21 protein-coding genes are annotated in these 23265 nt (G+C 63.8%); 9 read left to right on the top strand and 12 right to left on the bottom strand.

The genetic code is table 11. From position 1 onward, the window contains the following. Position 1 precedes the first annotated feature (1 nt). The 4 genes from ACFELO_RS04505 to fliQ form a co-directional block, all read right to left on the bottom strand. Complete coding sequence (locus ACFELO_RS04505; protein ID WP_440959379.1) at positions 2-2605, bottom strand: ATP-binding protein; 2604 nt, start codon at positions 2603-2605, stop codon at positions 2-4. A 136-nt stretch (positions 2606-2741) separates the two neighbouring features. After that, positions 2742-3818 carry a flagellar biosynthesis protein FlhB gene (gene flhB / locus ACFELO_RS04500; protein WP_440959378.1) on the bottom strand — a complete coding sequence of 359 codons (1077 nt, stop codon included), beginning with the start codon at positions 3816-3818 and terminating at the stop codon, positions 2742-2744. A 10-nt stretch (positions 3819-3828) separates the two neighbouring features. Further along, positions 3829-4587, bottom strand: coding sequence for a flagellar biosynthetic protein FliR (gene fliR, locus ACFELO_RS04495; protein WP_440959377.1), 759 nt, complete (start codon positions 4585-4587; stop codon positions 3829-3831). A 5-nt stretch (positions 4588-4592) separates the two neighbouring features. Continuing rightward, a complete protein-coding gene (gene fliQ / locus ACFELO_RS04490) occupies positions 4593-4856 on the bottom strand; it encodes a flagellar biosynthesis protein FliQ (protein ID WP_009801362.1) in 264 nt (87 codons plus the stop codon). 204 nt (positions 4857-5060) lie between these two features. Between fliQ and ACFELO_RS04485 the strand changes: the two genes are divergently transcribed. Then, entirely contained in the window at positions 5061-6935 is a 1875-nt protein-coding gene (locus ACFELO_RS04485) for a DUF885 domain-containing protein (protein WP_440959376.1), read from the top strand. Between the two features lie 218 nt (positions 6936-7153). Beyond that, complete coding sequence (locus ACFELO_RS04480) at positions 7154-10264, top strand: TonB-dependent receptor domain-containing protein (RefSeq protein ID WP_440959375.1); 3111 nt, start codon at positions 7154-7156, stop codon at positions 10262-10264. A gap of 110 nt (positions 10265-10374) precedes the next feature. Here ACFELO_RS04480 and fliE read toward each other — a convergent pair whose 3' ends face one another. Genes fliE through flgB form a run of 3 tightly spaced genes read right to left on the bottom strand, consistent with a single transcriptional unit; the run spans position 10375 to position 11589 of the window. Next, positions 10375-10689: a flagellar hook-basal body complex protein FliE gene (gene fliE, locus ACFELO_RS04475; RefSeq protein ID WP_440959374.1), complete on the bottom strand. Its 315-nt coding sequence runs from the start codon at positions 10687-10689 to the stop codon at positions 10375-10377. Between the two features lie 36 nt (positions 10690-10725). Next, positions 10726-11142, bottom strand: a complete 417-nt coding sequence (gene flgC / locus ACFELO_RS04470; protein WP_440959373.1) for a flagellar basal body rod protein FlgC — start codon at positions 11140-11142, stop codon at positions 10726-10728. Positions 11143-11172: 30 nt separating this feature from the next. After that, positions 11173-11589, bottom strand: coding sequence for a flagellar basal body rod protein FlgB (gene flgB, locus ACFELO_RS04465; RefSeq protein ID WP_440959372.1), 417 nt, complete (start codon positions 11587-11589; stop codon positions 11173-11175). A 149-nt stretch (positions 11590-11738) separates the two neighbouring features. On the opposite strand from flgB, the gene ACFELO_RS04460 reads away from it, so the two are divergent. Both ACFELO_RS04460 and fliP read left to right on the top strand, forming a co-directional pair. After that, a complete protein-coding gene (locus ACFELO_RS04460) occupies positions 11739-12110 on the top strand; it encodes a flagellar biosynthetic protein FliO (protein ID WP_440959371.1) in 372 nt (123 codons plus the stop codon). Further along, positions 12107-12883: a flagellar type III secretion system pore protein FliP gene (fliP, locus tag ACFELO_RS04455; protein WP_440959370.1), complete on the top strand. Its 777-nt coding sequence runs from the start codon at positions 12107-12109 to the stop codon at positions 12881-12883. The genes ACFELO_RS04460 and fliP overlap by 4 nt, the downstream gene beginning before the upstream one ends. Here the strand turns inward: fliP and ACFELO_RS04450 are convergent. Genes ACFELO_RS04450 through ACFELO_RS04430 form a run of 5 tightly spaced genes read right to left on the bottom strand, consistent with a single transcriptional unit; the run spans position 12880 to position 19091 of the window. Continuing rightward, positions 12880-16158: a tetratricopeptide repeat protein gene (locus tag ACFELO_RS04450; protein WP_440959369.1), complete on the bottom strand. Its 3279-nt coding sequence runs from the start codon at positions 16156-16158 to the stop codon at positions 12880-12882. The genes fliP and ACFELO_RS04450 overlap by 4 nt on opposite strands. A 40-nt stretch (positions 16159-16198) precedes the next feature. Continuing rightward, a complete protein-coding gene (locus ACFELO_RS04445; protein ID WP_440959368.1) occupies positions 16199-16927 on the bottom strand; it encodes a MotE family protein in 729 nt (242 codons plus the stop codon). Between the two features lie 2 nt (positions 16928-16929). Next, positions 16930-17328 carry a DUF6468 domain-containing protein gene (locus ACFELO_RS04440; protein ID WP_440959367.1) on the bottom strand — a complete coding sequence of 133 codons (399 nt, stop codon included), beginning with the start codon at positions 17326-17328 and terminating at the stop codon, positions 16930-16932. Then, complete coding sequence (gene fliM / locus ACFELO_RS04435) at positions 17325-18482, bottom strand: flagellar motor switch protein FliM (protein WP_440959366.1); 1158 nt, start codon at positions 18480-18482, stop codon at positions 17325-17327. The genes ACFELO_RS04440 and fliM overlap by 4 nt, the downstream gene beginning before the upstream one ends. Before the next feature lie 12 nt (positions 18483-18494). Further along, positions 18495-19091, bottom strand: a complete 597-nt coding sequence (locus tag ACFELO_RS04430) for a flagellar basal body-associated FliL family protein (RefSeq protein WP_440959365.1) — start codon at positions 19089-19091, stop codon at positions 18495-18497. A gap of 264 nt (positions 19092-19355) precedes the next feature. Here ACFELO_RS04430 and flgF point away from each other — a divergent pair, with 264 nt between their 5' ends. The 5 genes from flgF to ACFELO_RS04405 all read left to right on the top strand — a co-directional run bounded on the left by flgF (position 19356) and on the right by ACFELO_RS04405 (position 23241). Continuing rightward, positions 19356-20090 carry a flagellar basal-body rod protein FlgF gene (flgF, locus tag ACFELO_RS04425; protein WP_440959364.1) on the top strand — a complete coding sequence of 245 codons (735 nt, stop codon included), beginning with the start codon at positions 19356-19358 and terminating at the stop codon, positions 20088-20090. 27 nt (positions 20091-20117) lie between these two features. Continuing rightward, complete coding sequence (gene flgG / locus ACFELO_RS04420; RefSeq protein WP_440959363.1) at positions 20118-20903, top strand: flagellar basal-body rod protein FlgG; 786 nt, start codon at positions 20118-20120, stop codon at positions 20901-20903. 14 nt (positions 20904-20917) lie between these two features. Then, entirely contained in the window at positions 20918-21868 is a 951-nt protein-coding gene (gene flgA / locus ACFELO_RS04415) for a flagellar basal body P-ring formation chaperone FlgA (protein WP_440959362.1), read from the top strand. Positions 21869-21871: 3 nt separating this feature from the next. Further along, entirely contained in the window at positions 21872-22672 is an 801-nt protein-coding gene (flgH, locus tag ACFELO_RS04410; RefSeq protein ID WP_440959361.1) for a flagellar basal body L-ring protein FlgH, read from the top strand. Between the two features lie 194 nt (positions 22673-22866). Further along, positions 22867-23241, top strand: coding sequence for a hypothetical protein (locus tag ACFELO_RS04405; RefSeq protein WP_440959360.1), 375 nt, complete (start codon positions 22867-22869; stop codon positions 23239-23241). Positions 23242-23265 lie beyond the last annotated feature (24 nt).

Genomic DNA, 23265 nt, shown 5'->3' with positions numbered 1-23265 from the left:
TTTAGGCGCGTTGTCGCGCCGCCAGCTCTTCCTTCACACGCTCGGCGAGTTGCTGGATATCGAACGGCTTGGGCAGGAAGGAAATCTCGAGATCGTCTGACAGCGTGTCGGAGAATTCTTCCTTGGCATAGCCGGAGATGAAGACGATTCGCGCATTGCCCAGCAGATGACGCCCGGCCTTCAGAAGCCCCGGCCCATCAAGCCCCGGCATCACCACATCGGAAATCAGAAGGTCGAAGCTCTCGGGCTCTTCTTCCAGAATTTCCAGCGCTTCCTCGCCGTCACAGGCTTCCACGACATCATAGCCGCGACGCACCAGCGTCTTGGCGGCGATGGCGCGCACCGCGTCCTCGTCCTCGACGAACAGGATGCGCCCCTTGCCCGCCAGATCAGACGGAACAGGCTCGGCGGTCTTGGCCGCTTCCTCGCGCGCCAGCTCGGTCTGCTCTTCCTCGCTCGGCACATGGCCGGGCAGATAGATATGGAAGGTCGTGCCCTTGCCGACTTCGGAATCCACAAACAGGAAACCGCCTGATTGCTTGACCACGCCATAAACGGTGGCGAGGCCAAGCCCGGTGCCCTGCCCGGCCTCCTTGGTGGTGAAGAAGGGCTCGAAAATCTTCTTCAGGGTCGCCTCGTCCATGCCGGTGCCCGTATCGGACACATGGATCGCCGCCCAGTCGCCGTCTTTCGGGTTCGGCGCCCCTGCACGGGCCACATCCTCGGCGCTCACCGCCTCGGTGGTGATGGTCAGAACGCCGCCGCCCTGGGACTTCATGGCGTCCCGCGCATTGGTCGCGAGATTGACGAGGATATTGTCGATCTGGTTGCGGTCGGCCCGGACCAGCGGCAAATCACGGCCATGCTTGATGTCCAGACGCACCGTCTCTTCCAGAATCTGGCCCAGCATGATCGAGCAATCAGACAGGACGTCGGAAATATCAAAGACGGTATTGCGGAAGGTCTGCTTGCGCGAGAACGCCAACAGCTTGCGCACCAGCCCCGCCTGACGGGTGACGGTGGAGTTGATCTGCTGCAGGTCCTGATAGGACGGATCACCCACCGGGTGACGGTTCAGCAGCTCGCCGACATTGAGGCGGATCGCAGTGAGCATGTTGTTAAAGTCGTGCGCCACACCGCTGGCGAGCTGACCGACGGCCTGCATCTTGCCCGCCTGGGCGACCTGCTGCTCCAGCGCTTTCCAGGAGGAAATATCAACCACATAGGCAACGCGCTTGCCGTCGCGGGAGGGCGACAGGAAGACCTGCACCGCGCGCTCGCCGTCCTCGCCCGCCTTCAGGCGCACTTCACTGGGTTCACCGCGACCGGCGAGCGCCGAGCCCAGCACATTGTCGATCCGGCCATCGCCGCCGATCTCGAACAGGGATTCAAACGTCGCGCCGGGTACAGCGGCCCCGCCTGACAGCTTCAGAAGCGCCGGGTTGGCGTCCTCGATCACGGCAACCGCAGGATCCGCATCATCCAGACGCGCCACGCCGAAGGGCGCCGTCGCGAACATTTCATCAAAGGAGCCGCCCGCCAATGCGGTGCCCACCGGAGAGGTCTCCTGCACGCCGGCCGGCGCCGCCACCCCCGCGGGCGCGCCGGTCAGGGACTGCTCATAGACCACAGCGCGCGCCTTGGCGGGGCGGTCATCATTCCAGCTGACGCAGATCACCACCGGGGTTTCTTCGCCCTCAGCGTTCTTCAGACGGGCATCCAGACGCATCACGCCCTCCGCCCCGCGCGATTGAGCAAAGGCAGCGGCGGTGTCGCCCGAGGTGATGTCCTGCAGCTTCAGGGCCGCCTCGTCACTAACGCCCAGCCAATGACGCAAAGTCGCGTTCGCCGCAAGAATGCGGCCTTCAGCGTCGGCGCTGAACAGGCCGGCCGGGGCATGATCGGCCCAGTCCGGCGTCTCTTCAGCCTCTAGCGGGCCATCGTCGCGCAGTTCCGAGAACCGCCAGAGCACGCCGCCATCGTCGAGCACGGAAACATCTGCGGCATAGACCACGCTCTCCCCGCCCCCGAGCGGGATGCGCCCGACCACTTCACGGGCGCGTTCACCCGCAGAGGCGGCGCGATTGAGGCGATAGACCGCGCCGGCGCCCGATCCGCTGAACAGGCGCTCGGGCACAGCCGGCGTGCCGTCAGACGCGGCGCCCGCCAGCGCCTCGGCCAGTTTGACATAGGCTGCATTGGCCCAGGCCACGCGGCCCTGGGGGTCGGTGATCAGCACAGGATCCGGCCAGACCGCCATGGCATGGGCGGCCTGCCCGCCCGTCGCGCGTTTGCGATCGGCTGAATCGATCAGGGACCGCCCCGCCGTCTCGCCCGCCGCCAGCGCATACATCAGCAGCAGCGCGACCGAAGCGATGCCGGACAGAAGGATCACACCATTCCAGCCCGCTCCCGCGCCCGCAAAGATCGCCACCGCCGCAGCGATCAGGGCGCCCAGGCTGGCGGTCCAGAAGATGAGCCGGGTCAGAGGCCGGGTCAGCGGGCTTTCCGCCTGCGCGGCGTCCTCGGACTTGCGAGGCGCAGCTGCGGGCGTCGCCTCATCTGCGGGGGACGCATGTTGAGCGGAAAGCGGGAGGTCTGACATGACAGGCTCCGAAGGGTTCAGGCCGGGGTTGGCGCAGGCGAGTCCACGATTCGAACGCGCAGCATCACAGGTTAAAGTTAACCATACTTCAGCGTGAGGGTCCTGAATTTCCGGCGCGCGCCAAAAAGCGCTGCGGTCAGGATTTCGGCCCCTTGCCCGCCAGCATCAGAACATAGCCGATAACCTTGGCCACCGCATTGAAATGTTCGGGCGGGATGACTTCTTCCAGCTCCACGCTGGCGAACAGGCCGCGCGCCAGAGGCGGATCCTCGACGATCGGAATATTGTGTTCCTCGGCCAGCGCCCGGATGCGCAAGGCGACCTCGTCCGTGCCCTTGGCCACACAGATGGGCGCAGGGGTCCGCCCCTGCTCATACTCCAGCGCCACGGCATAGTGGGTCGGGTTGGTGATCACCACGGCGGCGTCCGGCACCCGCGCCATCATCCGGCGCTGCGCCCGCTCCTGCCGGATCTGACGCAGCTTGGCGCGGATCATGGGATCGCCTTCGGTGTCCTTCATCTCGTCACGGATTTCCTTGCGGCTCATCTTGTGACGGTCGATGTACTGCTTGCGCTGGAACAGGAAATCGAGAACCGCAATGGCCGTGTAGGCGATCAGCGCGGCGATCATCAGCTGGATGGCTGCGGAGTAGACCTCCTGCAGAATGCCGATCGGCGCCACGCCCGGCAGCACCGCCAGTTCATTGCGCCGGGGCCAGAGCACGGCGGCGATGGCGAGGCCGACAATCGTCATCTTGCCGACGCCCTTGAAGAAGTTCATCCAGCCCTCGGGCCCGAACATGCGGGTCAAACCCTTGATCGGGTCGAGCTTGTCGAGCTTGGGCGCGATTTTCTTGGGCGTGAACATCACCCCTGTCTGGACAAGATTGCCGAAGATCGCCGCCACCAGCAGCGTGGCGAAGGCGAGCCCCACCACCAGCACAAGGCGCATGGCGGTCGCCGCCGCGAGCGTCACGGCGCCGGAGGGATCCACCGCCAGCTCATGCGGCTCGGCCAGGAACACCAACAGCATCTCCGCAAGGTTTCGCACCATGCCCGGAGCCAGAAAGGCCAGCATGGCCAGCCCGGCTGTCAGGGTGAACCAGCCCGATACTTCCTGGGATTTTGGAACATCGCCTTCTTCCCGCGCCTGCCGGAGTTTGCGGTCTGTCGGCTCTTCTGTCTTTTCTGACTTGTCTTCGCCTTCCGCCATCGCGCCCGCCTCAGTTCAGCGTCGAGGCGAACCGCTCATAGCGGTCCGTCCACAGCATCACCATGGCGCCCAGCGACATGGCCATGATGGAAAAGCCGATCAGGATGTTGAGCGGCATGGCGATGAAGAAAATCTGCGCCTGGGGCATCAGGCGCGACAGCACCCCGAGCCCCAAATAGAACACTAGGCCGAACACGATCAGCGGGCTGGCGATCTGGACGCCAATGGTGAAGGCGTCGATGAACAGCTCCAGCGCCCAGAAGGCCGCATCCCCCCACAGGGGCGGCTGGCCCGCCGGCATCAGCTCATAGGAGCCCGCCGCCGCCAGCAGCATCTCCTGGTGCAGGGGCGTGACCAGAACAATCACGATAAAGATGAGGTTCAGGAACTGGGCGGGCAGCACCCCGGCCTGCCCCTGCGCGGGGTCAAAGGACTGCGCCATGGCGAGGCCGGTCTGGTAGCCGATGATCTGACCGGCGATGGCGCCCGCGGTCAGAAGGATGCGCGAGGCGGCACCGATCATCACCCCGATGAGGGTTTCAAGGCCAATCGTCACGCCCAGTCCCGCCAGCGTGTCCGGCGGCGCCGGAAGGGACGGCGCGACAATCGGGCCGATCACGAAGCAGAACGCCAGGGCGAACGCCAGACGCAAGCGGACCGGAATGGAAGTTTCACCAATACCCGGCATCAGCATCAGAATGCCGCCCATCCGCGCGAACACCATGGCGGCGGCGAACAGGCTCAGGGAAATGTCGAAACCGGCCAGCATGGCCGTCAGCCTGCGACGATTCGGTCAGCGATGGTTTGCATGAAGCCGTTCAGAAGCGCGCCCATCATCGGCAGGAAGATCAGCAGCGCCAGAAAGATCACGATGATCTTCGGCACGAAGACCAGCGTCATTTCCTGCACTTGCGTCAGAGCCTGAAACAGGGCGATCAAGACGCCAACCGCCAGCCCGATCAGCATGACCGGGGCGGCCATGCCCAGCATGACCCAGATGGCTTCTGCGCCGATATCAAGGACTTCGCCAGCGGTCATGATGCGCTTCCTTCTGATGCGCGAGCGGATATCTGACCAGCATGCACGGATTCTGGCTCAAAGCGCAAAGTCGGAACGCTCTGAGCGTCGCAAAAGGCGTCGGCTAAAGTATTTGTCATGTTCGCTCAGATTGGCGCACAGCCCGCAAAGGTGCAGCATGCGCGCTCGATCAGCGGTCCGGGGGCCGCCAACGGGGAGACCAGAATGATCAAGATGCTTCTTTGCAGCGCCGCAACCGCCGCGCTTCTGGCCGCAGGCGCTCATGCCCATGATGGCGCGCATGTGGCCGTGAACGCCGCCAGCATGACCAGCACCGCCAGCCAGTCCGAGGCGGCGCAGAGCGAAACCGACCGCCTGTATGAAGGCTTCCAGGACGCCTTCATGGACGAGGTGGCTCGCTCGCCCGAAATCCAGACCTATCTGGGCATGATTGCGGACACCGAGGCTTATGGCCAATGGGATGACCGCTCTGAAGCTGCGCAGATCGAGAATTACGAGCGCGCTCAGCGCCGTGTCGAGGAAATGCAGCGCGAATTTGATCGTGACGATCTGACCGAGGCTGGCCGGGTCTCCTACGATTTCGCGATCCAGATCGCCGAGAACGACGCGCGCCAGTTCGCCGTGCGCGACAGCCGCTATGTCTTCTCGCCCATGGGGGATTCCGTCTCGGACCTGACCACCTTCCTGATCAACAATCATCAGGTGCAGTCAGAAGCCCATGCCGAGGCCTATGTGTCGCGTCTGAATGGCATCGGTGAAGTGATCGACACCCTGACCGCGCAAGCGGAAGAGCGCGCCGCCAACGGCGTCACCCTGCCGCTGTTCGCCTATCCGCGCCTGACCGCATCGGCCCAGTCCCAGCTGACCGGCGCGCCGTTCGAGGACGGCGCCGAGGACAGCGCCCTGTTCGCCGACTTCAAGGCGAAGGTCGACGCGCTGGACATTGATGATGACGCCAAGACCGACCTGATCATGCGCGCCGAAGATGCGCTGCTGAACGTCTACGTTCCGGCGATGGAGCGTTACATGGCGGCGCTTGACCGCATGGAAGCGATCTCTGACGACCGGGACGGCGTGTGGAAACTGCCCGATGGCGAGGCCGCCTACGCCGCCTCCCTGGCCCAGTTCACCACAATTCCGGACATGACCGCCGAGCAGATCCACGAACGCGGTCTGGCCGAGGTTGAGCGCATCCATGGCGAAATGCGCGAGATCATGGCCCAGGTCGGCTTTGAAGGCTCGGTCCAGGACTTCTTCGCCTATATGCGCACCGCCGAGCAGTTCCAGCTGCCCAACACGCCTGAAGGCCGTCAGGAGTATCTCGACCGCGCCACCGCCGTCATCGACCGGGTGATGGACGTCGCGCCGCAATACTTTGACTCCCTGCCCCAGGCGCCGCTGGAAGTGCGTGCGGTCGAGCCCTGGCGTGAAGCCACCGCCACCGGCGCGTTCTATAACCAGCCGGCGCTCGATGGCTCCCGTCCGGGCTATTACTACGTGAACCTGTCCCACATGCCGGACAACCCGACCTATCTTCTGGAAAGCCTGTCGCTGCACGAGGGCGCACCGGGCCACCACTTCCAGATCGCCCTGACCCAGGAACTGGAAAATGTGCCGATGTTCCAGCGTTTTGCCTGGAATTCCGCTTATGGCGAAGGCTGGGCGCTCTATACCGAATGGCTGGGCAAGGAGATGGGCTTCTACGAAGATCCGTACTCGGACTTCGGCCGCCTGTCCTATGAGGTCTTCCGCGCGGCGCGTCTGGTCGTCGACACCGGCATTCACCATTACCAGTGGACCCGCCAGCAAGCGATCGATTACATGCTCGAAGCGACTCCGATGACCGAGGGTGACATCACCCCTGAAGTCGAGCGCTACATCGTCTGGCCGGGTCAGGCGGTGTCCTACAAGACCGGCATGATGTTCATCCAGGATCTTCTGTTCCACGCTCAGGAGGAGCTCGGCGACGACTTCACCTGGGGCGGCTTCCACGATGCGGTTCTGACCGCCGGGCCGCTGCCGCTTCCCATGCTGGAAGAGCGCGTGAACGCCTGGATCGCAACGGTGAAGGCGGGTTAGCCCCCTCTATCCAACCCGTTTTCACACAGGAGCCCCGCAAGGACTGCAGTCTTGCGGGGCTTTTCATGTTCGGTATTCGAGCAAGAGCGCTCCATACGAGTGCACAAAACGCAAACCCGATTCATTAATTCCCTGTTACATTGCTGCGGTGCACCACCGAGGCAGTCTTTCACCTTGGCCTGAAGTTTAAAAACCAGGCCCAAATCGGGGAAAGACACATGAGCACATTTATCAAGAACCGGAGCCTTCGTTCGTTCGCTCTGGCCGGGGCCTCACTGAGCGCACTGATCTCTGCGCCGGTTTACGCACAATCCGCCGAGGAAGACGCCGCCGAAGAACCGCAAGCGCGCGACACCATCGTGATTACAGGCTCCCGCCTGCAAAGCGATGGCACGCTCGAAGCGGTCAGCCCGGTGATCGGCGTTGGCGGCGATGACATTCGCACCTCCGGCCAGATCGACATCACCGCGCTGCTGCGCGAATCGCCGCAACTGCAAGCCTCGCTGCCGGGCACCTTCTCCGCCTTCAACGGCACGCCGCTGGGCGCCTCGCTGCTGAACCTGCGCAATCTGGGGACTGAACGGACGCTGGTGATCGAGAACGGTCGCCGCCATGTTCCGGGCATTGAAGGCACCTCGTCGGTTGACGTGAACACCATCTCCACCGCGCTTCTCGAGCGTGTCGAAGTGCTGACCGGCGGCGCCTCCGCTGTTTACGGCGCCGACGCTGTGACCGGGGTCGTGAACTTCCTCATGCGGGACGGCGCCTCGTTTGACGGCATGGAAGTGCGCACCCAGGCCGGCATTTCGGGCGAAGGGGATGCGGAAGAATACTTCGTCTCGCTTGCCAACGGCTTTGAAAGCGCCGATGGCCGCGCCGATATCGTGTTCGCCGCCGAATACCAGTCCACGGAATCCATCGTGGCCGGGGACCGCGATTTTGGTGGCACGGGCCGTTACTCCCTCATGCCCAATGGCCCGGCGACCGGCATTGACGCGCGTTACTCGAACGTCTGGCTGCCGAACTATCGCCTGCCGATCTCGAGCCATTACGGCATCATCGCGCTCGGCGACGCCCTGACTGCGGGCTATGCCAGCGCCTTTGAAGAAGCGGTGCTCAGCGGCGGGGTTCCGGGGTGTAACACCATTGGCGCCTCCGCCATCCCGACCTGTCAGATTGTCGACGAAAACGGCGTTCTGCGTCCTTACAATCCGGGCGACATCTTCATCGACGGCTTCAACGCCAGCGGCGGCGACGGCGTGTACGCAACGCCGGATGACGAGATCCTGCTGCCGCAGACCGACCGCTTCCTGTTCCAGACCGCGTTCAGCTATGAGCTGACCGAGAATGTCGAGTTCTTTGCGGACGCCAAATACATCTTCACCGAGACCATCGAGAGCAATCAGGTCAACGGTTTCAACGACGACATTCCGATCTCCGAAGACAACCCCTTCATCGACCCCGCCTTGCGCGCCCAGCTCGCAACCCTGCGGGCCGAAGGGATTGAACCCCTGATCGCTGTGTCCCGTGACGTTCTGGACATCACCACCCGGAGCAACCCGATCGCCGAACGCAAGACCATGCGTGGCGTGGCCGGCCTGCGCGGCTTCATCCCCGAGCTCGGCTTTGACTGGGAGCTGTCCTACAATTATGGCCGCACCGATGCGGACATCACGTCCCGTCTGCGTCTTGAGGATCGCTATTTTGCGGCGATTGACGCCGTCGAGGATCCGATCACCGGCGAGATCGTGTGTCGGTCCGACATTGATCCGAACGCGAACGTGCCGCCGTCCTCGCCCTATCCGGCGCAAAATGGCGGCTTCCAGATCACGACCTTCACCCCCGGCGATGGCCAGTGCGTGCCGATCAACATCATGGGCGTGAACTCGATCAGTCAGGAAGCGGCGGACTTCATCTTCCAGCCGGGCACCGCGCAGAACGAGATCGAACAGCGCAACTTCCTGGCGACCCTGTCAGGCACGTCCGAGCAGTTCTTCTCTCTGCCGGCAGGCCCGATCGGCTTTGCTCTGGGCTATGAATACCGCAAGGAAGAAAGCGCTTACACGCCGGACGCCTATAGCGCGGCTGGCCTGACCTTCGGCACGATCAACTCCAATGGCGGGCCGGTCAACGCCTCGTCCGGCCAGATCGAAGTGTCTGAATTCTTCGGTGAAATCCTGATCCCGGTCATCTCTGACGTCCCGTTTATCGAGGACTTTGAACTGAACGGCGCCTATCGCTATTCCGATTACGACGCCTTCGGCGAAACCGACACCTGGTCGGTGGGCGCTCGCTGGACCGTCGTGGATTCCCTCACCCTGCGCTCCACCGTGTCGCGGGCGGTGCGGATTCCGAACATCACGGAAGCCTATTCGCCGACCTTCACAGTCAGCCTCGGCGCCAGCCAGGACCCGTGTAACCCGCAATTCATCGACGCGGGCACGCAATTCCGTCGGGCCAATTGTGAGGCGTTGATCGGCATCCCGATCGATACCTACAACTCGACCGATTACGTCTCTGCCCGCATCCCCGGCCAGAGCGGCGGCAACGCCGACCTGTCTCCGGAAGAAGCCGACAGCTTCACCGTTGGCGGCGTGTGGCGTCCGGTCGAAGACTTTGGCGGCCTGTTTGATGGTCTGACGGTCACGGTCGATTACTACAAGATCGAAATCGATGGCCTGATCGACCAGCTCGGCGCCTTCGATATCGCCCAGAACTGCGTGGATGCTCCCACGACCAGCAACCAGTTCTGCGCCGCCATCGATCGTGACCCGACCATCGGTTACATCACCGGCTTCCGTTCGGGCTATGTGAACCTGGCGGCCGTGGAAACCAGCGGTATCGACTGGCGTGTGGAATACGCTTTCGACCTGCCCTCAATGTTCGGTCTTGAGGATGCAGGCGAGCTGCGCCTGTCTTCGCTGGGCACCAACTTCCTGTCCAATGAAGAGACCCGTGACGTCTCGGCGCCCGACGAGGTGACGGACGTGCTCACCACGATGAGCCGCCCGGAATGGATCTTCAATCTCAACGCCAACTGGAGCCTGGGCGATCTGTCTCTGGGCTGGAAAGGCCGGTACGAGTCCGAGCAGCTGCTGGGCGGTATCGAGCTCGATGACCTTGAGAGCGATCCGGACTTCGCCAACATCACCCATACCGACGGTTCCTGGGTGCATGACTTCTCGATCTCCTACTATCTGCGTGAAGAGCTCGAGATCTATGGCGGCATCAACAACGCCTTTGATGAAGAGCCCTATCTGGGCCAGTACTCGCGTCCCGCCGGGCCGCGTGGACGCTTCTTCTACGCCGGCGTGAACGCCAGCTTCTAAAGCGGCGCTCGGTGCAAAAAGAGACCCCCGGAGCCACGCTCCGGGGGTTTTCTTTTTTGAAGCGGATCAGGACGACAGGCGCGCACAGAAAGGAGCGCCAGAAGCCTCTTCTAGATCGGCATGCGCAGGATTTCCTGATAGGCGCGGATCACCTGATCGCGCACGGCGACGACGCTCTCAAGCTGCACCTCGGCGGCGGCGACCGCCGTCACAACGTCCACAAGGTCGGCCTGACCGGTCGCGGCCTGGGCCGTCATCGTCTCGGACTGCTGCAGGGTCTGCTGCACAGACTCGACCGCATTCATGACCATGTCGCCGAAATCGCCGCCCTGGGCTTCGGAAACCGGGTTTGTCTGGGAAGACGGCTGAACGCCAGCGGCTTGCTGGGCGGCGGCCGTATAGGCGCGAATGGCAGCGAGATCCATAACTCAGCCCCTTTCTAGAGCCGTGAACGCAACGTCTTAGCGGCGCAGCAGGTCGAGCGTCCGCTCGAGCATGCGGCGCGTGCCCTCCACCATGGTCAGATTCGCTTCGTAGGACCGCTGCGCATCGCGCATGTCCATCAGCTCGACCAGCGAGGAAACGTTGGGATATTTCACATAGCCCTCGCCATCAGCCGCCGGGTGGCCCGGTTCATAGACCATGCGGAAATCGGACTCATCGAGCGCCACATCATTCATGCGCACCAGCTCGGTGCCGACCTGACGGTCGAACCCGGATTCAAAGACCGGGATCTGGCGCTGATAGGGATTTTCATCAGGCGTGCGCGCGGTGGATTCCGCGTTCGCCACGTTCTCGGCGATGACACGCATGCGCGAGGATTGCGCGCGCAGGCCGGCTGCAGAGATCTGCAGGGTTTCAGAAACGCGATCAACCATAGCTCTCTGCCTTTCTGGCGTTGCTTAGGATCACTGACCCGGCGAGCGGCTCGCCATACGGATCATGTTCAGGCTCTTCTGATAGAGGCTGAGCGCCGTCTCGAACCGCATCCGGTTCTCGTTGGCGTCCACCATCTGCTCTTCGATCACCACCGAGTTTCCATTGGCGGTGGTTTCACTGTCCGGCGAGCGTTCGGCCCGGTATTGCGCCGATCCGCCACCCGTCTCGCCGCCATAATGCATGGCGTGCGTGGTGCGCAGACCGCTGGCGCCCTGGGCCTGCTGGCCGGCCAGAACCCGCTCGAATTCACTGCGCGGAATATCGTTCGGCGTGTATCCGGGGGTGTTGGCGTTGGCCACATTTTCCGCAATCACACGCTGACGGGCGCCGTGATAGCCCATCGTGTCGCGCAACATGGCCAGAAGCGGTATGTCGTCCGGGCGCATCGGCGCCTCCGCCAGAGTTAACTTTGCATTCATCACCCTGAGCCGCGCCGGTTAAGGAGAGCTTAACTCGCCCGCCGACTCCCGTTAGGGCTTGAGGCTTGGGGGGACGCGCCAGCGTTTTCCAGCTGCGCGCACAGGACGAAGCGACTTTGGACCAGCTTGATATCATACGATATTTCGCCGCCCTCATCCTTGTATTGGGTCTTCTAGGCGGATTCGCGGTGCTCGCCAGACGGGCGGGCTGGACCGGCGCTCTGCCGGCCCTGGACCGCTGGTCGCCGCATCCGCGCAAACGTCGCCTGTCTGTCACCGAGACGCTGATTCTGGATCCGCGCCGCAAGGTCGTGATCGTCCGGGTCGATGACACCGAACACGTCCTGCTGCTGGGCGGGGAGCGCGAGCAGGTGCTTGAACGCGGCCCGGCCCGGGAAGACCCGGTGTTCGAACCTGTCGCCCCGTCTGAAGACGAGAGCCCGGACGTTGAAAGCGCTTCGGTCACCCGTCTGGGAGGCGGTCAATGACGCGCTTGCGCTGGCTGCATATGGGCGGAGCCCTGGTCCTCGCCCTGTTCGCGCTTCTGGGCGCGCCAGAAGCGCATGCCGCAGCGACCGGTCCGGGTCTGTCGATTTCTCTGGGCGGCACGGACACCGCGCTAACCGAGCGCGTCCTTCAGATGATCGCGCTGCTGACCGTGCTCAGCCTCGCGCCGTCCATCCTGATCATGACCACGAGCTTTATCCGGATTGTGGTCGTGCTCTCGCTCCTGCGGACCGCCATGGGCCTGCAGCAGAGCCCGCCGAACGCGGTCCTGATCTCGCTATCGCTGTTCCTGACCGCCTTCATCATGGCGCCGGTCTTCACCCAGGCCTATCAGGACGGCGTCGAGCCGCTCCTGTCCGGCCAGTTGAGCAATCAGGAAGCGTTCAGCGCCGCCGCCCAGCCCGTGAAGACCTTCATGCTGGCCCATACCCGCGAAGAGGATCTGGGCCTGTTTTTGAACATTTCCGGCGAGGAGCCCGAGACCGCACAGGACACGCCCGTGCATGTGGTGGCGCCGGCCTTCATGATTTCGGAATTGCGGCGCGCCTTCGAGATCGGCTTTTTGTTGTTCATCCCGTTTCTGATCATCGACCTGGTGGTCGCGAGCATCCTGATGTCGATGGGGATGATGATGCTGCCGCCCGTGATCATCTCGCTGCCGTTCAAGCTCATCTTCTTCGTGCTTGTGGACGGCTGGTCGCTGGTGATCGGCTCGCTCGTTCAAAGTTTCGAGCGGATGCCCCCGCCCGGCTAGCTTTCAGGCCCGGCCTCATCATACTGGCCAAAACCGGCCATCAGGGCGTCGGTTCGCTGCACATTGGCGATCTGCCCCACCAGCGCGCTCAAACGGCTGTCGCCCGGAGGCACGCTGCGAGTGGCGACCGTATTGAACGCGGCGGCGTGTTCGGTCTGGCCCATGGCCTGACCATACCGGGCGACAACGCGATCCATGCCCGCTTCATCCTGAACCAGCGCATAGGCGATCAGGGCGCGCAGAACGTCATGGGCTTCGGCCGGGGAGAGTGCGCGATCACTGCGCCACCGATCTCCCAAAAGGGCTTCCATCAGGCGTCCAGCTTCCGACCAGTTGCGGCCATCCCAGGCGATATCGGCGCGCAGCCGGTCCGCTTCGGGGCCCTGATCATAGGCGACCAGCTCCAGAGCGTGCTCGGTCCGGCCCAGTGCGGCCAGCGCGCGGGCCTGCAGGACCCGGCGTTCATCCACCAGAGTGGTCGGCAAGCCGGCGATCCGGGTGCTGTCGAGCGCTCGCAAGGCGTCTGACGCCCGGTTGTCGATGAGATAGACCCGCGCCAGATCGGCGGCGACCTGGGCGCGCGCCAGCGACGTCATTGTCACAGTGCGTTCGAAGACCTGGTGCGCCAGAAGCTCGGAAGCCGGCTCCAGAAGGTCGACCTCAACCAGACGCGCCGCGATCCGCCGCGCCATGCGCAAACCGTCCGGCCCCGGCGGCGTCAGATCCTGATGCTCATACCAGAGCGCCAGCGCCTCCATCGGGTCCATGCGATCGCCATCGCCGTTCAGGAAAATATCCCGGAACAGGGTTTCCAGACGCACGCTCAGACGGCGCGCCTCGGGCGTATTGGAGAAACGCGACAGCGCGTTGGACATGGTCTCAAGCGCTTCGCCATAGCGCCCGGCTTCCGCATAGACCTCGCCCAGCATGGTGGAGGCCTCGACCTCCACATCGTCGCCGCGCCAGCGAAAGCGCAGGCTTTCGAGCATCTCCACCGCTTCATCAAGCGGGATGCGATTGTCAGCGACTTCAAGCCGGACCTTTTCAAGCAGGGCGCGGGCGTGCGCCGGACGCCAGTCCGAGCGGCTCAGCTCGTCATAAAGCGCGATGGCCTGATCGATATCGCCGGACGCCGCCGCAAGGCCGGCTTCGACAAGGCCCGCCTCGGCGCGCGCTTCAGGGTCATAATCCTCGGCGATCACGACATTGAGCAAAGGCTCCACGGCGCCCAGATCATTGGTCTTCAGCGCCGACATGGCGTGCAAAGCGGTCAGACGCGCACGCCAGACCGGGTCCATGAAATAGATCGCCTCACGCCCCTGCTCGAAGCGACGGCGCGCCAGCGGCCAGTCGCCCAGCTGGGCCGAAATCGCCCCGCGCCAGGGCTGGGCCGCCGGGTCGTTTACGAGGACCGGATTGGAGAAATAGCGCTCGGCGTCCTCATACCGTCCCATCATGTAGCTGGCCACGCCGCGCAGGGCGGCAATCTCGGGGGTCGAGTCCAGCGAGGGGTTTTCCTCTACCGCCAGCTCCACCAGCCCCAGCGCTTCGGCTGACAACTGCCAGCCGAGCTGGAAGCGCGCCAGGTTCAGGATGGCTTCGGAATCAAGATTGGAAGCCCGTCTTTGCAACAGGACCTTGCTGTCGCGATAGGGGCGCTCGCCCCGATAGGCCGCGAGATCAAGAAAGCCGGGCGTCACCGGACGATCCAGCGAGCCAGACAGGCCGGGGCTTGCGGCCCGCGTCAGCGCCAGACCGCCGGGACGGGTCAGATCGGCGCCGCCGGCGCGCACCATGAATTCCAGATCGTCCGCCAGCGGCTGCAGGGCCACCCCTTGGGTGGACGGCAGCATGATCGCTTCCACATACTGACGCGGAGAAATGACGCCGTATTTCTCGCCGTCACTGGTCAGAACCAGCAACGTATCGCCCACGACAGGGTCGGCGACTTCCCGCACGCTCCGGGCGCCGCTGAAATTGAAGCGCAGGCGCGCGGGGCGGTTCACCCCGGTCTCACGCAGAACCCGGATCGGCATGGGCGGCTGATCAACCGTTTCGCCAAAGGTCAGAACCCAGCTTGTCCCCACAGGACGCACATCGGTCTGGGTGGAGTTGGGCGCCTCGATCCGGATCGCGGTGTAATCAGGGCCATTCAGCACATCATAGCTGCGAATATGCCGCCCAGCGAGCGCAGACAACTCGCCCACATCCAGCTCGGCCGCGGCATCAAACACGACCCAGATCGCCCCGCCGCGCCGGAACACGGCAGCCCCGGGAAGGGCCTCCCACGGCACGCTGAGCACGACATCCGTACCGCTGCGGCGCGCCTCTAGCGGTACAATGCCCGAAGGCGGAACCGGATCGGCATGCTCTTCAACAACCGGCGCATCATGGTGATCCGCCCCGGCGTCATGCTCGCTGGCGGCGTGCGTCTCTTCTGGTGTTTCAGGATCGGCGTTGGCGAGAGACTGGGCCTCGAGCTGATCAGCGTACTCGCTCAAGGCGGCGATGACGGAATCTGTCCCCCCAGAAGCGCCGACCGACACGTCAAACACCACGCGTCCGGGCTCATCGGACCAGACCCGCGCTTCCGCGCCCGGCGAGAGCAGGAAGGAGAGCGACAGGGTGTCAGCCGCACGCTGGGTCACAGCGTCAATGAAACGCGGCGGCGACGCCGTCAGCTCGGACAGATTGGCTTGGGCGGCGCGCGAGAAGGTCAGCACCGCCCGGTCATCGCCCTGCTCGAGCGAATAGGTCACCTCTTCGGGCCATTGGAAAACCAGCCGCGTATATTCAGCCGCCTCACCAATGCGAAGATCGACAGGCAGCGCCGGAGGCGGCGCGTTCGCGGCGGCGGCCTCAGCCGCCGCGCGGGCCTGCGCCTGACGATCGCGTTCTTGCTGGGCCAGCTCATAGGGGCTGACGATATCGGGCAAGGGCGCAGAGCCGGGCGGGGCCAGATCAATCGCGATCATGTTGTAGGAGACCGAGACCCGGCTCTCGAGCGTCTGGTTCAACGCCAGACGCAAGGTGCGGCCATCAGGATCAAGCCGCGCCATCGCCACATAATCGGGCAAGGCGGCGGTGATCTCGGACATGTCCGCGTCGATCGCTTCGGACAGACGCGCCACCAGTACGGCGCCGGCGGCGACTTCGGCGTCAGCGGTGAGCCCCGCCCCTTCCAGCTCGGGTAGGCTGATCTGCACGCGCGCGGTCGCGCCCTGACGTGAAACATCGATACGCGCCGGCGCCTGAGCCAGCGCGGACGCGGACATCACGACGCCAAGCGCCGCCCCGGCAAGAAGACGGAGCCGGTTATCCCGCCGCCGCATCAAGGCGGGCCTCCGCTTCCGCGGTGGTTTCTGGCGGTTCTGCTCGCATGCGCAGCATATAGGTCAGCTCGGCGGCGAAGGCAGGCTGCATCTCGGCCATGATCGCGGCGAATTTGCGCGCATTGGAATTCTGCAGCTGTTCAGCCACCAGCAGCAGCGTCATCTCGTCGGTTTCCCGCATGGAGGTGAGGATGTCGGCGGCGGCCGGCGGCTCGAGCTGGGAGTAAACCGCGACGATTGAATCGATCTGCGCCTGACGGCGTTCATCCAGCATGCCCAGAAGACCGCGCACTTCATCGCGCAGACCTTCCAGCTCACTCACCCGGTCATCTACCCGTTGTTCGGCGACCGTCAGCAACTGCTCGCGGGTATCAAGTTCAGCTTCGCGCTGGTCCAGTGAACGGCGGCGCTCGGCCAGTCGACGCTCCAGCCCCAGCTGGGCCGTGGTCGGCGCAGCGCGCATAGCCGGGGTCGCCGACGGCGGCGGGGCGGCAGGCGGCGCCGGTCCCTCATCCACCTCTTCGGCAGGCTCGTCAGCGCCGTGTTCATCTTCCCCGCCGCCGCCATGACCGTCATCGGCCGGCGGCGCGCTGGCGGCATCGGCGCGTTCGGAAATCAGCGTCGCCGCCTCATCAGCCAGCGACAGGGCTTTCAGGCCCAGCAGACCGGCCAGCACGACCGTCAGCAACATGAGGGGGCGAACAGGCGTCATGATCAGCGCAGCGCCTTCAACGCATTCAGTCGCCGACGCGAGCGGGCAGCTTCGGGATCATCCTCTTCAGGACGCGCCGCCTCACGCCGCGGACGCTGGGTCAGACGTTCAGCAGTGACATCCGCCTCGCCCGACAGAAAGCGCAACTCATCGGCGAGCTTGCGGGCGCGGTCGACTTCCTCGCGCAGGCTTTCCCCGCCATCGCGCGTCGCACGGTCCAGGGCGGATAGGGTGGCGCGTGCACGCTCCACCGCATCATTCAGCGCGGTGATCGTGCCGACCAGGCCGTCCTGACCATTGCGGAGCGCGCGCAGGCGACGATCCACGCGCCAGCACATGATGACCGCCATCAGCAACAGAACACAGACAAGCGCTTCAAAGGCGAGACCGGCGAGCGTCATGAGAACCCCATCAAACTTTTCTTCGCCGTCGCGCTGAGCGGACGGTCTAGACGAACGCCTATGTTGTGCCCGATTCGGCCCATATGACCGTGCGCCAGAGGAACCGTGCCGCAGCGCAGCTCGATCAGGCCGTCCGGTCCGGCGTCCAGCATCAACGTGTCGCCGACCTTCAGATTCATCACCTCGCCCAGCGGCTTGCGCATTTCATCTAGGACGGCGCTGACCTCCATCTTGGTGGACCACAGCTCGGTCGCGAGGTGGCTTTCCCAGATATTGTCGCGACCGAACTTCTCACCCATGAACTGCTGCAGCAGCATTTTCCGGATGGGTTCGAGCGTGGCGTACGGCAAGAGAAGCTCGATGCGTCCGCCCCGGTCTTCCATGTCTATGCGCAGCTTCACGAGGATCGCCGCGTTCGCCGGGCGGGCAATGGCCGCAAAGCGCGGGTTCGTCTCGACGCGATCAAGATCGAAATCAACTTCGGTCAAAGGCGCGAACGCCTGACGGGCATCAGCCAGCACCACCTCGATCATCCGCTGGACGAGCGTGCGTTCGATGGTGGTGTAGGGCCGCCCTTCCACCCGCATGGCCGACGTGCCGCGACGGCCGCCCAGCAAGACGTCCACGATCGAGTAGATCAGGTTGGAGTCCACCGTCAGCAGGCCGTAGTTATCAAGCTGCTTGGCGCGGAACACCGCCAGAATGGCCGGCAGCGGGATCGAGTTCAGATAGTCCCCGAAGCGGATCGAGGAGATATTGTCCAGGCTCACCTCGACGTTGTCGGAAGTGAAGTTGCGCAAGCTCGTCGTCATCAGCCGCACAAGGCGGTCAAAGACGATCTCCAGCATCGGCAGGCGTTCATAGGACACCAGCGCCGAGTTGATGATCGCCCGGATGCCCGAGCGCTCATTGGCGTCATCATCAGAGACCGAGAAGCCCAGAAGGGAGTCGATCTCTTCCTGATTGAGGATGCGCTCGGGACCGGAAGACTGGTGCTGGGGCAGGAAGGTCTCGCCGTCCCCGTCGACCATGGCCTCCCATTCAGACGCCAGATCGTCGCCGTCATCGCCCAAGGAGTCGAAGTCGGGCTGATCGCCCGAGGCTGCGGCTTCCCATTCAGCCGCCAACGCATCCTGATCGATATCGTCGTTCAATTCCGGTCTCCGCTATTGCTGCATCACGAAACTGGGCAGCAGCACGCCATCCACAGTCTTGGGGGCCAGCACCAGATTGGTGCGGCGGATCAACTCCATCCGAATGCGGTGTGATCCGGTCGATCCGTCAATGTCTTCCACCCGCAAGGCCCGGAAGAATTCCACATATTCATCCCGCAGCAGCATCTGGATGTCCTCACGATGCAGCATCTCTCCGACGTCGTGATCGGAATAGGCGAGCGCAATCTGGACCTCGAGCAGAACCGAACGGTTATCGGGGCCGGACATGTCCACGATCAGCGGCTCTTCAAACCGGAATAATTCAGCCAGGTGCGCTTCAGGCGCGGCATGGTCATCACCATGCCCCCCGCCATGCCCGTCAACGGAGGCTTCGCCATGGGCCTCGCCATGCTCGCCCTCGGCTGCGGCTTCCTCCTCGCCGCCGCCCAGGAAGAACAACGCCCCGGCCACCCCGGCAAGAATGACGAGGATCACCGGCAAGCCGATGAAAAGGATCATCTTCTTCAGGCCGCCTTTCTTGGCGCCCTCTTCACCTTCTTCACCTTCGACGCCGTCTTCGCGGCCCTCGTCTTCGGTCTCTTCAGCCATGAAGATGATTCCCTTGGCTTGCGGATTTGGACTGTTCAGCCAACGATTAATCAGTGCTGCGGTTAACGATCCGTTTGGAAACGGCTTCGCTGGGCAGATTTTTCCCACGCCCCGACCACAGACAGGCAAGGCTCGCCGCCCAAAGCGCCTTCACTCTCAATCAGATGTATATTTTTCAACACGTTAACCATGGCACGGTGTTTGCCATGAGTCTGATGACGCTGCCAGAAGCCGCAGCAACCGTGTTCAGAAGGACTTCAGGCGATGGACAACACCATGCTGATCGGACTGACCCGCCAGCTGACCTTGCGTCGGCAGATGGATGTGGTCGCCAACAATATCGCCAACGCCAACACCCAGGGCTTCAAGGCCGAGCGCATGATGCTGGAGCCCGACACCTCCATGCGCGCCCGTCACGAGGACGGCCCGAACCGCGCCAAGTTCGTCGACGAATGGGCGATGGGCCGCGATTTCAGCCAGGGCGCCCTCACCCACACCAGCCGTCCGCTGGACCTGGCGCTGCAGGGCGACGGCTTCTTCATGCTGGAAACCGACGCCGGTGAGCGCTTCACCCGCGACGGCGCCTTTACGCTGAGCCCCCAGGGCGAGCTGGTCGCCAATGATGGCGCGCGCGTGCTGGATGCCGGCGGCGCGCCGATCGTGCTCGACCTGAACGCCGGTCAGATCAGCATCGGGGAAAGCGGCGTCATTACGCAAAACGGCCAGCAGATCGCGCAAGTGGGCGTCGCCCAGTTCGCCGATCAGGGCGTTCTGAACAAGACTGGCGACAACCGCTACATGGCGCCGGACGACGCCGAGCGCGTGTTCGATGAAGCCCCGCAGATCAAGCAGGGCTTTCTGGAAAGCTCCAATGTCCGCCCGATGCTGGAAATCACCACCATGATGGAAGTGAGCCGGGCCTACACCTCGGTCACCCGCATGATCAACGACACCGACGAGCTCAGCCGCAAGGCGATTGATCGCCTCGGTCGGCCATAATTTTCTGTTCTGAAGGAGGGCGCTCGCATGCGCGCACTGTCTACCGCCGCCACCGGGATGGAAGCCCAGTCACTGGCCGTCGAGGTGATTTCCCACAACCTCGCCAACATGAACACCATCGCGTTCAAACGTCAGCGCGCGGAGTTCGAGGACCTGCTGTACCAGACGATTTCCCAGCCCGGCGCCAATTCCTCGGACGCCGGCACGATCGTGCCTACGGGCGTTCAGGTCGGCCTCGGCGTCAATGCCGGCTCGGTCTACCGCATCGCCGAACAGGGCGGGTTGAGCGAAACCAACAACCGCTATGACATCGCGATCTCCGGCCAGGGGTATTTCCGCGTTCAGATGCCGGACGGCAATGACGCCTATACCCGCGCCGGCAACTTCTCGCTCAGCCCCAATGGCGAGATCGTCACCGCCGACGGCTACACCGTGATGCCTGGCATCGTGGTGCCCAACGAAGCGCGTCAGGTGGCGATCAACCCGCAGGGCCAGGTCCAGGTCCTGCTCGATGGCCAGCCCCAGCCGCAAGTGGTGGGTCAGTTCGAGCTGGCGACCTTCCCGAACGAAGCGGGCCTGGAGCAGATCGGCGACAACCTGCTGCTGGAAAGCGCGGCGTCCGGCGCTCCCAATCTGGGCGCTCCGGCGGATCCGGGCTTCGGCACGCTGCGTCAGGGCTTTGTGGAAGTGTCCAATGTGGACGCCGTCACCGAGATCACCTCGCTGATCCAGGCGCAGCGCGCCTATGAGATGAATGCGCGCGTGATCACCGCCGCCGACGAGATGCTCGCCACCTCCTCCAACCTGCGCTGAGGACGCGTTAGCCCATGCTTCGCACTCTTGCTTTCATTCTGGCGCTCTCCGCCGCTGGCGCGGCGCAGGCGCAAGACGCCGCAACGCCCGTGGTGCTCAAGGAGCGCCTGGTCAGCGCCGATGCGGTCATCACCCTGTCGGACCTGTTCGACAATGCCGGCGTTGCTGGCGAGGTCATGCTGGCCCGCGCTCCGGCGCCGGGGCGTTCGCTCTCGCTGGACCCCGCCTTCGTTCGCGATGTCGCCGCCCGTCAGGGGCTGGCGTGGGCGAACGCCGGCGGCGTACTGCGCGTCACCGTGGAGCGCGAAGCCCGCACCGTCAGCGCATCGGAGATCAGCGCCATGGTGGAAGAGGCCCTGTTCGTGGAAACGGGCCATGTCTACGCCGTGAACCTGTCCAGCCTGCGTCAGGACCTGTTCGCCCCGATCGATACGCTGGGCGGCCCTGAAATGGTCAGCTTTGACCATGACGCCAGCTCCAACCTCTTTCGCGCCCAGATCGCGCCCTATCCGGGCGGCGACACCCTCACCGTTTCTGGCCGGGCGCAGCGCGTCGCCGATGTCCCTGTGCTGAACCGCAACATCGCCCGCGGCGACACGATTACCGCCGCCGATGTCGATTGGGTGCGCCTGCCTGAAAATCAGGTGCGCGGTGAAATCATCCTGGCCGAGGATGCGCTGGTGGGCATGTCCGCCCGGCGTGCGCTGAGCCCGGACCGTCCGGTGCGCAGCTATGACGTCGAACCGCCGATCGTGGTGGAGCGCGGCGAGCTGGTCTCGCTGGTCTATCAGGTCGGCCCGCTGACCCTGAGCGCTCAGGCGCGCGCCCTTGAAAACGGCGGCGAAGGCGCGTTCATCCGCTTTGTGAACCTTCAATCCAACCGCACGGTCGAAGCCTGGGTCGAAGGCCCGGGCCGCGCCAGCGTCCTTGGCGGCCGGTCCGGCGCGTCATCCGTGGAGTCCTGATCCATGATCACCAAACGCCTTCTTCTGAGCAGCGCTGTCATTCTGGGCGCCCTCTCCCTGACCGCCTGCGCGACTACGGACCGGCTCTCCTATGTGGGTCAGACCCCGCCCATGCACGACATCGACAACGCCGCCGCCCTGACCGGGCAGGCTGGCGCGAACGGCCCGACCGCAGGTCAGGCTGAAGCCGCCCGTCTGGCGCGCGCCCGCGCCATCGCGGAAGCTCGCGCCCAGAGCAACAATCCCAACTCGCTGTGGCGCGCCGCCAATTCAACGACCTTTTTCGGCGATCCGCGCGCGGCGCATGTGGGCGACATCCTGACGGTGAACATCGACATCTCCGACAGCGCCCAGGTGTCCAACCAGACGACGCGCTCTCGCAACACGTCCGAGGACTCAAACCTGACCAATTTCTTTGGCGGGGAGGCCGCACTGGGCCAGTTCTTCAATGATGCTGTGGACCCGGCGAGCCTTGCGAGCTTTGGCTCGTCCTCATCGACCCAGGGCGCGGGCAATATCAACCGCTCCGAGAGCATCACACTCACCGCCGCCGCCATCGTGGTCGACGTGTTGTGGAACGGCAATCTGGTGATCCACGGCCGTCAGGAAGTGCGCATCAACAACGAAGTGCGCGAGCTTCTGATCTCCGGCATCGTGCGCCCGCAGGACATCGCTGCAGACAACACCATCGATCACCAGCAAATCGCTGAAGCCCGTATCTCCTATGGCGGCCGTGGCCATATCTCGGAAATGCAGCGCCCTCCCGTGGGCCAGGAGCTCTACAACCTGCTCTGGCCGTTCTGAGAACGCGCTTTCAACACCCGGTCTGAACAAGGCGCGATCCTCTGGTCGCGCCTTGTTTTTTCGCGAACCTGTCGCAAATACTAAAGGCATTCAGTGTAACCATTTTTCAAACTTGATCTGACACTCTGACGGCCTCTGAAGCTCCCCTGCACGGCTGTGAAACTATGAATGGATGGTCATTTGAACGCGAGGAAATGCCAGAAATTGGCGTTCTGCGTTACACGATGCATGGCCTTGAAACCAATGACATCACAGCACGCAGCCAGGTTCTGCTGTGTGAGCGGCTGAACAATGAGCCGCAATGGTCGGGAGTGATCTTCGACTATAGCAAATGCACTGTGAGCTACACTCTGTCGGAGTTCACAGAGCGTCTGGGCTATATTGTCACTCACATGCCTCGCCGCGTGAAGATCGCCTACATCTTCAACCCGCAAACCCTGGTGGTGAGTGCGCGCGCATCCAAGCTGCTGACCTGTAGCGGCGTCAACGCACAGGCGTTCCCCTCCGTTCAGGAGGCGATCGAATACCTCAAGGGTGATGAGAACTGGCGTCGGGCCGGCAACGCCTGAAGCCGTCGTTACAGCCCGCCTGCC

The organism is Oceanicaulis sp. LC35, from assembly GCF_052055585.1.
Taxonomy (GTDB): Bacteria; Pseudomonadota; Alphaproteobacteria; order Caulobacterales; family Maricaulaceae; genus Oceanicaulis.
The sequence above is the reverse complement of the archived record's forward strand: the minus strand, read 5'-3'. Positions and strand labels throughout refer to the sequence as shown.